General features: G+C 68.8%; 9 protein-coding genes. 3 read left to right on the top strand and 6 right to left on the bottom strand.

Annotation, left to right across the window (positions count from 1 at the left end; all coding sequences use genetic code 11):
* Positions 1 to 1,468: 1,468 nt before the first annotated feature.
* The 3 genes from ACFYWJ_RS05525 (at position 1,469) to ACFYWJ_RS05535 (ending at position 4,308) form a co-directional block, all read left to right on the top strand.
* Entirely contained in the window at positions 1,469 to 2,410 is a 942-nt protein-coding gene (locus ACFYWJ_RS05525) for a ParA family protein (RefSeq protein WP_387160912.1), read from the top strand.
* Between the two features lie 34 nt (positions 2,411 to 2,444).
* Positions 2,445 to 3,476, top strand: a complete 1,032-nt coding sequence (locus tag ACFYWJ_RS05530; protein WP_355275332.1) for a ParB/RepB/Spo0J family partition protein — start codon at positions 2,445 to 2,447, stop codon at positions 3,474 to 3,476.
* A gap of 106 nt (positions 3,477 to 3,582) precedes the next feature.
* On the top strand, positions 3,583 to 4,308 hold the full coding sequence (locus ACFYWJ_RS05535; RefSeq protein ID WP_355275330.1) for a GNAT family N-acetyltransferase: 726 nt from the start codon (positions 3,583 to 3,585) through the stop codon (positions 4,306 to 4,308).
* Positions 4,309 to 4,369: 61 nt separating this feature from the next.
* Here ACFYWJ_RS05535 and ACFYWJ_RS05540 read toward each other — a convergent pair whose 3' ends face one another.
* The 6 genes from ACFYWJ_RS05540 to ACFYWJ_RS05565 all read right to left on the bottom strand — a co-directional run bounded on the left by ACFYWJ_RS05540 (position 4,370) and on the right by ACFYWJ_RS05565 (position 12,790).
* A complete protein-coding gene (locus ACFYWJ_RS05540) occupies positions 4,370 to 5,563 on the bottom strand; it encodes an N-acetylmuramoyl-L-alanine amidase (protein ID WP_355275328.1) in 1,194 nt (397 codons plus the stop codon).
* Positions 5,564 to 5,693: 130 nt separating this feature from the next.
* The gene (gene trxA / locus ACFYWJ_RS05545; protein ID WP_019050115.1) at positions 5,694 to 6,026 is read right to left on the bottom strand and encodes a thioredoxin; all 333 of its coding nucleotides are present in this window, start codon (positions 6,024 to 6,026) and stop codon (positions 5,694 to 5,696) included.
* Between the two features lie 41 nt (positions 6,027 to 6,067).
* Complete coding sequence (gene trxB, locus ACFYWJ_RS05550; protein WP_355275326.1) at positions 6,068 to 7,054, bottom strand: thioredoxin-disulfide reductase; 987 nt, start codon at positions 7,052 to 7,054, stop codon at positions 6,068 to 6,070.
* Between the two features lie 97 nt (positions 7,055 to 7,151).
* Positions 7,152 to 7,991 carry a hypothetical protein gene (locus ACFYWJ_RS05555; RefSeq protein ID WP_355275324.1) on the bottom strand — a complete coding sequence of 280 codons (840 nt, stop codon included), beginning with the start codon at positions 7,989 to 7,991 and terminating at the stop codon, positions 7,152 to 7,154.
* A 96-nt stretch (positions 7,992 to 8,087) separates the two neighbouring features.
* Positions 8,088 to 8,723 carry an RNA polymerase sigma factor SigM gene (gene sigM / locus ACFYWJ_RS05560; RefSeq protein ID WP_387160917.1) on the bottom strand — a complete coding sequence of 212 codons (636 nt, stop codon included), beginning with the start codon at positions 8,721 to 8,723 and terminating at the stop codon, positions 8,088 to 8,090.
* 248 nt (positions 8,724 to 8,971) lie between these two features.
* Positions 8,972 to 12,790 carry a murein biosynthesis integral membrane protein MurJ gene (locus ACFYWJ_RS05565; RefSeq protein WP_355275322.1) on the bottom strand — a complete coding sequence of 1,273 codons (3,819 nt, stop codon included), beginning with the start codon at positions 12,788 to 12,790 and terminating at the stop codon, positions 8,972 to 8,974.
* Positions 12,791 to 12,854: the final 64 nt, after the last annotated feature.

Raw genomic sequence — 12,854 nt, forward strand, 5'->3', positions numbered from 1 at the left:
CGGCAGGCCCGCCGCTCCGCCGCGATCGCGTGGCTCGGCGCTTTGGCGCGGACGCGTGGCTCGGCGCTCTGGCGTGGGCGCGTGGCTCGGCGCTCTGGCGTGGGCGGCTGGCTTGCCGCTCCGGTGCGAACGGTTGGTTCGCCACTGCGGCATGGACGGCTGGCTCGCCACTCTGCCGTCGAGCAGTGCCGCGGTGGTGGCGAGGAGAGTGCACGGGGACCGGGGCCGGGAGGAAGGTCTGGACCGGCAGTCGCTGAACGGGTTTCCGCTCGGTGGCGGTCGAGGACTTCTCGTGGTGACATCCGGCGGTCGGTTCCGAGGACGTGGCTGGGATCATCCAGCACGGCAGTCGCGCAATGAGTCTCGCCGTGGTGGTCGGGTCCGCGAGTCGGTGACGGTGTCGGTTCGGTCTGCGAGGGTGATCACCGTGCGCGGCCTGTCTGGAGGTGTGCGATCGTTCGGTTGGACGGACCGTTGGCGGTCGGTATTCGGAAGACCGCATCGAGGTTTCAGGACTTGGCCTGTTCTGGTTGTCCGGTGGCGTCGACGGATTTTGGACGCGTATGCCAGCGCTGCGCAGAGCGTCGCCGACCTTGCCCACGGGTACGGCGTGGATGCGGCTCGAAGTTCGGCGGCGGGGACCGTCGCGGTTCTTGTGCGGTGGCCGGACATTCGAGCGTCTAGACGTGGTACGTGACGAGGGCCGCCCGCTTGATCTCGCGCTGCGATGTGGCTCGGTCAGGTGTCGGGAGATCAGCCACAACCGCCGGCGCTATCGTGCCGATCTCTCTGCGCCGGGGTAGCAAGTGCTTCACCGCAGTTTGCGCCGAGGGGCTGCGGTGAGGTGCTGGCACACCGGCCAGGTGTCGTGCCACGCCGCTGACTCGGGAGCGGGGAATCACGCCGCCGCGGGAGCGGGGAAAGTCGGTGCCGCGGGAGCGGGGAAAGACGGTGCCGCGGGAGCGGGGAAAGACGGTGCCGCGGGAGCGGGGAAAGACGGTGCCGCGGGAGCGGGGAAAGACGGTGCCGCGGGAGTGGCGAAAGTCGGTGCCTCGCCGCGAACCTGTACCCGGTGGTGATCACCGCAAGGGCAGTTCGGACGGGCGCGCCCAGGGATCGCGTGGCGGGCTGGAAGGGCTGATCGGCCATCCGATTTCGGCCCACCACTCCCCAGTGTTTCCCGTGAAACATCGATCCGGAAACCGATTTGCGCGAACTTGGGTGTGTCCTTCTCGGCGTGCCGCGATTCAGCTTTCCTATCTGTCGCAGTGCTGGCAAGCTGTTCACAGTCGGGCGTGCGCGCCGGGAGCCACCGTGGCAGTGGCCGGACGCCGCCGATCTTGTTTGTGATGACACGGCGCCGACGCTCGGTCGGGAGAACGTGATCTGAAGTTTCTCGGGTTAGGAGCTGTCTATGTCGAGCGGTCCGGCGAATGTTTCACGGGAAACAGCGTCGCGGGTCCCGGGGATGCTGGATTCCAGCAACTTCGACGCGGAGACGTTCGGGAACACTCCTTTCGGGCACATCTCCCCGGCCGAGACCCCGATCGCGGCGGAAGCGCAACGCGCCAGCCAGATTCTGCATCCAGGAAAGGTCACTGTGCCGAAACCCCGCGAGCAACGGATCATCACCATCGCGAACCAGAAGGGCGGCGTGGGTAAGACCACGACGACGGTCAATCTCGCTGCGGCGCTAGCGCACCAGGGCATGACGGTTCTCGTCGTCGATCTCGATCCGCAGGGCAATGCGAGTACGGCGCTGGGCGTCGCGCATCACTCCGGGGTGCCGTCGAGCTACGAACTGCTCATCGGCGAGGTGTCGGTCAAGGACGCGATTCAGCAGAGCCCGCATGGCGAGCGGCTGCTGTGCATCCCGGCAACGATCGACCTCGCCGGCGCCGAGATCGAACTCGTCTCGATGGTCGCGCGCGAGGGGCGATTGAAGACCGCCATCCACGAGGCGGCCCTCGCCGGATACGACATCGACTACGTCCTGATCGACTGCCCGCCCTCCCTCGGCCTGCTCACGGTGAACGCGCTCGTCGCGGCCAAGGAAGTGCTGATCCCGATTCAGTGCGAGTACTACGCACTGGAGGGCGTCGGTCAGCTGCTCCGCAATATCGGGCTGGTGCAGGCGCACCTCAACCCGCAACTCCACGTCTCGACCGTGCTGCTGACGATGTACGACGGCCGCACCAAGCTGGCCGACCAGGTGGCCGAGGAAGTGCGCAACCACTTCGGCGACGTCGTCCTCAAGTCGATGATCCCGCGCAGCGTGAAGGTCTCGGAGGCGCCGGGCTACGGAATGACCGTGCTCGATTATGATCCAGGCTCCCGCGGTGCGATGAGCTACCTGGACGCGGGGCGCGAGCTCGCCGCCCGCGCCCAACTGCGCCAGGACGCGTCGTAGTGGTGTGTTGGAACGAGGAAGGGATCGGTAGCCGATGAGTCAGGCGAAAAAGGGCGGTCTCGGGCGCGGCTTGGCCGCACTGATCCCGACGGGTCCGGCGGCGACGGCGCCGGGTCTCAGTAGTGCCGCGGCGAGCGTGATCGGGATCAATCCGATCGGCCCGCAGCCGGCCGAGGCGTTCCTGCATCGCGTCCCGGATGCCGAACCCGAACCGGAGGAGGAAGAGCTCGTCTCCCCCGGCGGCGCGGTCTACCGCGAGGTGCCCGCCGAGCAGATCGAGCCGAACCCCAAGCAGCCGCGTCAGGTCTTCGAGGAGGAGGCGCTGGCGGAGCTGGTGCACTCCATCCGCGAGTTCGGCCTGATGCAGCCGATCGTGGTGCGGCGGCTCGAACCGGGCGTCGACAAGTTCCAGTTGGTCATGGGCGAGCGCCGGTGGCGCGCGTGCCAGGAAGCCGGCCTCACGACGATCCCGGCGATCATCCGCGACACCGCCGACGGCTCGATGCTGCGCGACGCGCTGCTGGAGAACATCCACCGCGTGCAGCTGAACCCGCTCGAAGAGGCGGCTGCCTATCAGCAGCTGCTCGAGGAATTCGATGTCACCCACGAGGAATTGGCCTCGCGAATCGGTCGTTCGCGGCCGGTGGTGACGAATATGATCCGATTGCTGAAGCTGCCGATCCCCGTGCAGCGTCGGGTGGCGGCCGGGGTGCTCTCGGCCGGACATGCCAGGGCGCTGCTCGGCTTGGATGCCGGAGCCGACGCGCAGGAAGTGTTGGCGGCGCGGATCGTCGCCGAGGGATTGTCGGTCCGGGCCACCGAGGAAGCGGTGACGCTGGCGAACCGCAACCCTTCGGAGGTCGCTCCCCCGGCGCCGAAGCGTAAGCCGATCCATATGCCGGGTCTGCAAGAAGTGGCCGAACGGCTGTCGGGCTCCTACGACACCCGGGTCACGGTCAGCCTCGGAAAGCGTAAAGGCAAGATCGTTGTCGAGTTCGGTTCCGTCGAAGACCTCGAGCGCATTGTGGCGCTGATGGAGCAATCCGGCCCTGAAACGTCACTGTGACGGGGCACTCCCATTCTTTCTACATAATTGAAAGAGGCGGCATTACTGTGGATAGTGATGTGGCGTGAGCGTGGATGAATCGGACAGCTGGAGGCTGAGCAGAGCGGTGTCGACCAGCGTCACGGCATTGACCCTCGATCGACTCGATCAGCTCCCGGCGCACACCCGGCGGTGTGTGTTCTGGGAGCTCGATCCAGCCGTCGCTGCCGACTCCCATGCTTTCAGCGATCCGGTCTTCGAGAAGGAGGCCTGGCTCTCGACCGTGATGCTCGAGTGGGGCTCGTGTGGTCAGCTGGCGCATGTCGACAACAACATCGCCGGCTGCGCGCTGTACTCGCCCCCTAGCGCGGTCCCCCGGTCGACGCTGTTCCCCACCTCCCCCGTGAGCCCGGACGCGGTCCTGCTGACCACGCTGCAGGCCGAATTCCCCTACGAGGAGGCCGATGTAGCCCACCGGCTGATTCAGGGCGTGGTGGCCGATCTGGTGCGTCGTGGCGTGCGCGCGATCGAGGCGTTCGGCATTCGCAACGGGCCATCGACCAGTTCGCTGGCCGACCGTGGGCTCGGCTCGTCCATGCGGCTGATGGAACGGATCGCGGCACCGCTGCGCGATCCGGCGGCGGCGACCCAGTGCACCCCCGAAACCTGCATGATCGACGCCGATTTCCTGGCCGACGTCGGTTTCGAAGTGGTGGCCCCGCATCATCGTTTCCCCCGGCTGCGGCTGGAGCTCGACTCCGACCACGGCTGGAAGGAAGACGTCGAGCGCGCCCTGGACCAGCTTCTCGCGGCGGCGTCGATGGTGCCGCCCACCCGCGTCGGCGCGCACTGAGACGGACAGACGACAACGGCCCTGCGGAAACCGCAGGGCCGTTGGTCGTTTCGGGGTCTGATCAGACGCGCGGGGCGGGCACATTGCCCGCGTCCGCGGCGGCCAGCTCTTCGGCGAGCAGCTCGGCGAAGGTGTAGGTGCCGGTGGGCTGATCGTCCTGGCCGAGCAGATACAGCCGCTTCACCGAGATGAGGATGGCTTCGGCGATCACGTCACGCATGCGCGGGTTGGTGAGCACCGAGGCGTCGTACTCGTTGGTGAGGTAGCCGAGGTCGACCTGCACGGTCGGCATCTTGGTGAGCCGCAGCAGGTCCCAGGTGCGCTGATGGGTCCGGCAGTCCTGCACCGAGGTGCGGGCGACGACCTCGCGCTGGATGAAGCCGGCCAGCACCTGGCCGATCATCGAGACCGAGCCGTGCGAGTTGCCGAAGTAGAAGCCGGCCACGCCCTTCGCGGACGGGTTGTCGCTGGTAGCGCAGCGCAGCGAGATCATCAGGTCGGCGTCGAAGGCGTTGGAGGTGTCGGCCCGTTCGACATCGGTGGGGTTGGCGCCCCACGGCCGGGACAGGAACGTCTCCATGCCGGTGGCGGCCATCCGGCCCTCGAGCCGCGAGGCCAGATCCCAGAGGATCTCCGACTCGAAGACGTCACCGAACTCGGTCGGCACCGCGAAACCCTTGTCGGCGCCGCCGAACCCGGGATCGATGACGATGCGCTTTCCGGTGAGCTGCGGGCCCGCCCGGTGCACGACCTCTTCCTCGGCGATGCGATGCGGGTTGCCACCGGTGACGCGCGCGCCGAGCAGATCCAGCGAACGCAGCGTGTCGGGACCGCAGATGCCGTCGGCGGACAGCCCGATCTCGCGCTGGAAGGCGCTGAGACCGTCGTGGGTGTGCGGGCCGAAGTATCCGTCGACCCGGTGCACGTAGAAGCCGAGGTCCTGCAGCTTGCGCTGCAGGGTCGCGACATCGTCACCGTAGAGCGGCGCGGACAGCTGGTAGATCAGTGTGCGGGCACCCAGGCGGTAGGAGGCTTCCTTCAGCGCGCGGTAGGTGGCCGGACCGACCACACCGTCGACGAGCAGACCGCGTTGCTGCTGGAACGCGCGCACCGCCGAGTCCAGCGGCCGGTCGAACTCCGCGTCGGTGTCCTTCCAGTAATCGCCGTGCTGGGGATGCAGGAAGCCCAGGCTTGCGAGGGTGCTCCGAACCTCTGCTACGGCTGGTCCTGAATCGCCGTGACGAAGTCGGTGCATGCTTGAGAGCCCTTTCCTTCGGCCGGAGCGTCGCCTCGATTGTCTCAGACCCGGGCCGTATTACGGGAATCCCGGGTCCAGGCATCCTACGGCGCGTCGGCCGGTAGGAGGTGCTTTATCAGACCGCTGGTCAGATGAGACCGTCGAGTTCGCGCAGCAGTGCCGCCTTGCCCTTGGCGCCGACGATCTGCTTCACCGGCTTGCCGCCCTGGAACAGGATCATCGTCGGGAGGGACAGGATCTGGTAATCGCGCGCCGCGCCGGGGTTGGCCTCGGTGTCGAGCTTGGCGATGGTCAGCTTGTCGGCGTGGGTGCCGGCGATCTCCTCCAGCACGGGGGCGACCATCTTGCACGGACCGCACCAGTCGGCCCAGAAGTCGACCAGCACCGGCTTCTCGCTGAGCAGAACGTCATCGGCGAAGGACTGGTCGGTGACGGTGATGGTGTTGGCGCTCTCGGCCATGGCTGTACTCCTTGCTGGGGTGGAACTCGAAGTGCTCGAAATCAGTTGGTGGACACCGCTGCCGGGCCGTCGGCGTTCTCGAGGGTGTTGGCGGTGATGTCACCCTGCTCGGCGAGCCAGCGCTCGGCGTCGATCGCGGCGCGGCAGCCGGTGCCCGCGGCGGTGATCGCCTGGCGGTAGGTGTGGTCGACCAGGTCGCCCGCGGCGAACACGCCCGCCACGTCGGTGGCGGTGCCCGGATCGGTGACCTGCACGTAGCCCTCGCCGTCGAGCGCGACCTGGCCCTTGACCAGTTCGCTGCGCGGGTCGTGGCCGATGGCGACGAACAGGCCGGTCGCGGCGAGCTCGGACTCCTCGCCGGTGCGGGTGTCGCGCAGGGTCAGGCTGGTGACGCTCGTCTCGCCGTTGACCTTCACCACTTCGGCGTTGAGCCGGAACTTGATCTTCTCGTTGGCCTTCGCGCGCTCGAGCATGATCCGCGAGGCGCGGAACTCCTCGCGCCGGTGCACCACGGTGACGCTGGCCGCGAACTTGGTGAGGAAGGTCGCTTCCTCCATGGCCGAGTCACCGCCGCCGACCACCACGATGTCCTGGCCCTTGAAGAAGAAGCCGTCGCAGGTGGCGCAGGCGCTCACACCGCGGCCGAGCAGGTCCTGCTCGCCGGGCACGTTCAGGTAGCGGGCGGCCGAGCCCATCGCGAGGATGATGGCGTAGGCCTCGAAGGTCTCGTCGCCGACGGTCACCTTCTTGATGGGGCCGGACAGGTCGATCGCGTCGACGTCCTCGGTGCGCAGGTCGGCGCCGAAACGCTTGGCCTGCTCACGCATCTGCTCCATCAGGTCGGGGCCCATGATGCCCTCGCGGAAGCCGGGGAAGTTCTCGACCTCGGTGGTGGTCATCAGGGCGCCACCGAACTGGGTGCCTTCGAAGACCAGCGGCTGCAGTTCCGCGCGGGCGGCGTAGACGGCTGCCGTGTAACCGGCGGGTCCTGAGCCGACGATGATCAGGTCGCGAACTGGCGTGCTCATGGGGCCCTTCCGAAAAGACAAGCTGGGGACGTGTCGGTCAACAACAGCCTAAACGGTGTTGTTCCCGGGGTTGCGGGACTGCCCGGGAAGCACCGTGTCAGCCGATATCGCGCAGGGCTAGCTGTTCGGGCGCCCCGGTGGTGCAGCCGGCACCGACGACCAGCGCGGTGATGGTCGGCGGCTTGGGCCCGATAACGAGCACGAGCACCGCGTCGGTACCGCGGAAGGTGATGCTCGACGCACCGAGCACCGTGCGGTCGACGCCGTTGGCCTGGACACAGCGGGCCAGTGCCGCCTCGTCGGCCAGCGGGCCGGTCACCTCGCGCTTGCCGAGCGCGCTGAGCGCCGCGGCGGTGGTGAGCTCGTCGCCCGGGGTGTCCGGTTCGGTGAACGGTGCCGCGGTCGGGGTGCCATCGGTGGTGTCGATCGTGGTGACGACCGCGCCGACACCCGCGATGACGGCGACGGAGGCGGCCGCCGCGGCGAGCCAGCCCGCGCGGCGCCGGGATCGGTACCGCGCCAGCGAGACCGGCGCGTCGACGGGTGGCCGCGGCGGGGGCAGCGGGATCGACATCGTCGACAGCCGGTCGGTGGGGCCGTCCGGCTGGGCCTGCGGGATGGTCGTCAGGCGGTCGGTCGGCCCGTCCGGCGGGGAAATTGTTGTCAAGCGGTCTGTCGGTCCGTCGCCCGTGTCGGCGTCCAGATCGGCGACGAATCGGAACATGCGGTCGGCGATGTCGTCGGGCATGCGGTGCATGATCCGGTCGTCGGCGCCGAGTGCGCGGAGGTGCGTGTTCACCTCGTCGAGCTGGTTCAGGTAGTGCAGCGCGTCTGGGTCGGCGCTGACCTGTGGCAGGAGTTGCTCGCGCAGTTCGGCCGCGAGGTTGTCGCCATGCAGATCGGCCAGCAGTTCCGACGGGAACGGAGGCTGCGGCACGGATCGAGACACCCTCGCACCTCCCCTGTTCTGTCGATATCGGATCGCAGGATTTACATCGCTGACTTGTTCGTCACTGTTAATGACGCATCCGGGCTAGATCCGGTTCCCCGGATCCCGGAAAAATTCCAAACGTTCTTGCAAACGTACGCGCGCTCGGGAGCATCGGCTCTTGATAGTGCCCTCCGCCACGCCGAGCGCGGCAGCGGTTTCGGCCACGCTGCGGCCTTCCATTTCGACCATGACCAGGGCGAGCCGCTGATCCTCCGGCAGTGTGAACAGCGCCTCGCCGACGACGGTCGACAGTTCGTACTCGGCGAACTCGTCGCGCGGCTCGATCGCCTCGGGCATCGTCTCGGGTGTGATGGAGATCGCGCGGCGGGTCTTGTTGCGGCGGATCCGGTCCAGACAGGCGTTGACGACGATGGCGTGCAGCCAGCTGCGTACCTCGGCCTCGGCCCGGAACGAGCTCGCGGTGCGATGCGCGGACAGCAGCGCGTCCTGGAGCGAATCGGCGGCGTCCTCGCGGCTGTAGGAGGTGCGCAGCGCGGTCTGCCAGAGATGGTCCTTGTGCCTGCGCAGCAGCTCGGCGAAAGCGTGCGGCTCACCCCGGACATGGGCGGCCAGCAGTTCCTTGTCGCTGCCGTTCTCGAGCACGAACGAGCGATCGCGGTGTGCGGCGACCTGCCGCGTTCTCCCCCCGCGTACCTGCTCGTTGACTTCCGGCGACACCTGACCCCTTGGACAGCGCTCATTCGGCGACTTCACGTCGGCGAACGAGGCCGATCCATCACCTGACTACTGCGGCGTCCAGGATCGACGTCGACAAATCCTGGGTAGCTCCCTGCGGAGAGCGCGGCCCGATCATATCGTCGATAACAATTGCGCACCAACCGGACCGCAGTTCGATGAACGACCGATCTACGCGCGGAAGACGGCGGCCACCTGCGTCGATAGCGGTGGGCGGAGTTCGGCGCCGACTAGGGCGCGGCGTCGAAACGGACGTCGGCGATCGCGGTCTGGAACTGACCGCCCGAATTCGCGAGTCCGGTGATCCATACGAGCACGAAACGAGCGGCCTGGTCGGTCTGCACGGCGATGTCGGTGACCCCGTCGACCAGCTTGGCCGAGCCGATCAGCTGGGTCTGGTCGAGCGTCGGGGTCTCGGTCGGCGAGGTGCGGATCTCGACGGTGCTGCCCGCGCTGGGCGAGGTGATCGAGACGTTGGTGAGCTTGGCCGGCGTCGGCAGCGTGGCCAGCAGGCCCACGCCCTTCTTGAGGGCGGGGAACTGCTGGAAGTACTGGTCGGTGCGCCAGACCGTCGCCGGGTTCTGGTCGAGCACCGCGCCCGCCGACGCCGCGCCGTCCGGGGTGCCCTCCGGGGAGAACACCGCGGCACCGGTGACGGGCACCGGCACGCTGGTCGGCGGCGCGGCCGGGGTCTGCCCGGCGGGCGGGGCCGCGCTCGGCGGCGCGACACTCGACGTGAGCCCGATGTTGATCTGCTCGTCCAGCGGCTTGTCCGACGCGCCGGGCGCGAAGATGCTGACCATCCACCAGATGAGAATGCCGACGACCAGCGCCGCGAGGACGCCGAGGCCGACCATGATCCACATCATCCGCTGCGAGCGTTCCCGCTCGGCGGCGAGCAGTTCCGGGTCGGCGAGCGAATCGGGTCCGCCCGCGACCGCCCGCTGACCCAGCCGCAGGACCGGGATGAAATCGGTCTTCTGGTCGACGACCGAGGCCTGCTCGAGCACGTGCTGCACCGTCGCCGCGGTGCGCACGCCCTTGTTCGACTCCAGCGAACGGACCGCGACGGCCGAGATCTCGAACGGGACCTCCGGGCGGATCTGCCGCGGTTCGACGGGGGTGCCGTCGGGGCCGAAGTCGGCCAGGTGCAGGCCGCCGATGGTGGCCGCGGTCCCGGTGACGCCGCCGACCCGGATGGGCCAGCGCGCGGTGATCAGGGCGTAGAGCATGGCGCCGAGGCCACGCACGTCGCCCTGGGCGTCGGAATCGCCGAGGGTGCCGGGGAACGCCAGGACGGCGTCACCGGAGGCGCTGATCCGGATCCGGTCCGGATGATCGATCGACAGCGAGCCGCCGCCACGATGGGCCAGTTCGGCCGCCGAGGCGAGTGCCCTGATGGCCCTGGCCGCGCCGATCGGCGACGGCACGGTCTCGGCCATCTCGCGCAGCGAGCGACCGGGCGTCCACTCGGCAACGACGATGCCGCCGGAGCTGCCGCGGACCACGTCCAGGACCCTGGCCAGGCCGGGCGAGTTGATCCGGCCCAGGCGCAGCGTGCGCGACAGGATCGCCTGCGGGCCGTCGTGCCCGGAGTTCTCCCCCGACTTCTGGTCGGCGTCGACGAAGGTCAGCGCCACCTCGCGGTCGAGCTTGATGTCGAGCGCCTGCCAGAACTTCAGGCCACGCGCGCCGCCGTGACCGGCGAGCAGACGGTAGCGGCCGCCGGCGACGGACGCGCCGGGGATCAGCTTGGGGCCACGCTGGGCGCGGTTCGCCGCCGCGGCAGGCGGGACCTGCGGCGGGATCGGCAACATGCCGGTGTCGTGGGTCGGATCGTGCGGCGGCATCGCGCGCGCGTCGTCCGCCGGTCCCCGGTCCTCTGCCGAGCTGTTATGCGGCGATTCGGCCTCGTCGGGCGTGTCGGCCTGCTCGGATCCTGTCGCGCCGGACGCGGCAGGATCGACATCGGTGGACATTCCTCCTGCTGCGCGCGCCGCAGAATCAGCGGCCGGGACGCCGCCCACCGCGTCATCGCTCACCCTCGGTCCTCCTTCGGCCTGATCTCGCGGAATCTTCCGCGTGCTGGCGTCATCGCCACCCATGTCGGTATGCCGAACAGCGTACGGGAACTGTGCCTGACCGGTGATGTCAACAGCACCGGGCCGGATCACCGGTAGCACCATCGTCTGGGTGTCCATCGACGGCCCATACGACGGGAACGCGTAGGTGTCGGGCCTGCGCAGGATCGTGGTCGCGTAGATGTCCTCGGCGGGGGTCTCGTCGAGGCCGAGATCCGGCGCGGGCGGGGTGATCCCCAGCTTGCGCGAGACGGCCACGGTGATCGCCACGACCTCGGGGATGCCCGCCAGGCGCATGAGGCCGAAGGCGACCGAGAACATGACCACCGAGTCGATGACGACGCGCAGCAGCGAGCCCGCGCCGCCGGAGACCCGGTCCAGGCCGGTCACCGTGTCGACGATCAGCATCACCGCGCCACCCGCCACGGACGCGAGCAGCACCCGGGTCACCGTGCGGCCGACATTGGCCATCCGCAGGTCACCGAGGCTGCGGTGCAGCAGCAGGCCGCCGATGATCGCGCCGGCGGTGAAACCGAGGCCGGTCGCGACGCCGAGGATGATCACCACGTCGTCGCTGTCGCGGGCCAGCACCGGGGCCAGCGCCGAGAACAGGATCTTGATCGTGGTGATGCCGAGGATGATCCAGGTGGGCGTCCACGCCTGCTCGCGCGCGTAGAACACGCGCAGGTGGATCAGCACCAGGGAGTACGGGATCAGCGAGAACGCCGACCAGCTCACCGCGCTGCCGAGGCGTTCGGCGTCGCCGGAGAAGCGGGCGTAGCCGTAGAGCGCCTGGCCGATCTCCGGACCGGCGAGGGTCAGGAAGGTGACCACGGGGATCAGCGCGATCATCGTGAGGCGGGTGGCCACGGACAGGTCGTCGACCACGGCGGGCGTGTCGTCGGCGGCGGCGTTGCGGCTGAGCCTCGGCATGATCGCGGTGAGCAGGGTGACACCGAGCACGCCGTACGGCAGCTGGAGCAGTGCCCACGCGTTGGCGAAGATCGCGGGACCGGCCTCGTCGGCCGAGGACGCGATGTTGTTCGCGACGACCAGGCCGATCTGGCTGATCAGCACGTACAGGATGATCGCGGCGCCCATCTTGCCGAACTGCTTGAGGCGCGCGTCGACACCCCACAGCGGCCGCAGATTGATGCCGTGCCTGCGGATCGCGGGCAGCAGACTCAGGGCCTGGGTGGCCACACCGACCGTGATGCCGATGCCGAGGACCAGCAGTTTCGGGTCGCTCATCCGCACCGGGTCGAGGGTGATCTCGCCGGGGGTCAATGCGTAGACGGCCAGCACGGCCAGCACGACGACGTTGTTGAGCACCGGCGCCCACGCGCCCGGTTTGAACGCCTGCCGCGTGTTGAGGATCGCGGTGAACAGGGCGGACATGCCGTAGAAGAGGATCGCCGGCGCCAGCAGGTAGGTCAGCGCGGTGGTGAGGTGGGTGTTCACCTTGCCGTCGCTGGCCACCAGCACGTGGCTGGCCAGGATCGGAGTCGCGGCCAGGGTCAGCACGGTCGCGGCGAACAGCACCGCGAAAGCGGCGGTCACCAGTCTGCGGACGAACGCGGCGCCGTTGTCGGCGTCCTCGTGTTCGGCGCGGACCAGGGTCGGCACGACGATGGCGGTCAGCACGGCGCCGAGGACCAGCTCGGCCACCATGTTCGGGATCAGGTTCGCCGAGATGAACGCACTGGCGATGGCCGGGCCGAGCACCGTCAGCAGCAACAGCTGCTTGGCGAAGCCGGTGACCCGGCTGACCAGCGTCGCGATCGCGATCGAGCCGGAGTCCTTGAGCAGTTTCGCGTTGGCGCTCTGCGGGGTCGCCTGCTTCTCGGTCGACACCCGCGCGGGGCGCGCGATCCGCTGGGTCTTGGCGGCGGACGCGTCGTCGACGACGGCCGCACGCCGACCACGGCGATCGGCGTCGGCCTGCGCGCCGACCGGGGTGCCCGGCATGCCCGGATAGGAGGGACGTTGCGGCGCGTTGCGGCGCCCGGCGTCTCCGCCCGGCTGCTCGGGC

It is taken from the genome of Nocardia sp. NPDC003269 (genome assembly GCF_042888005.1).
Lineage (GTDB): Bacteria > Actinomycetota > Actinomycetes > Mycobacteriales > Mycobacteriaceae > Nocardia.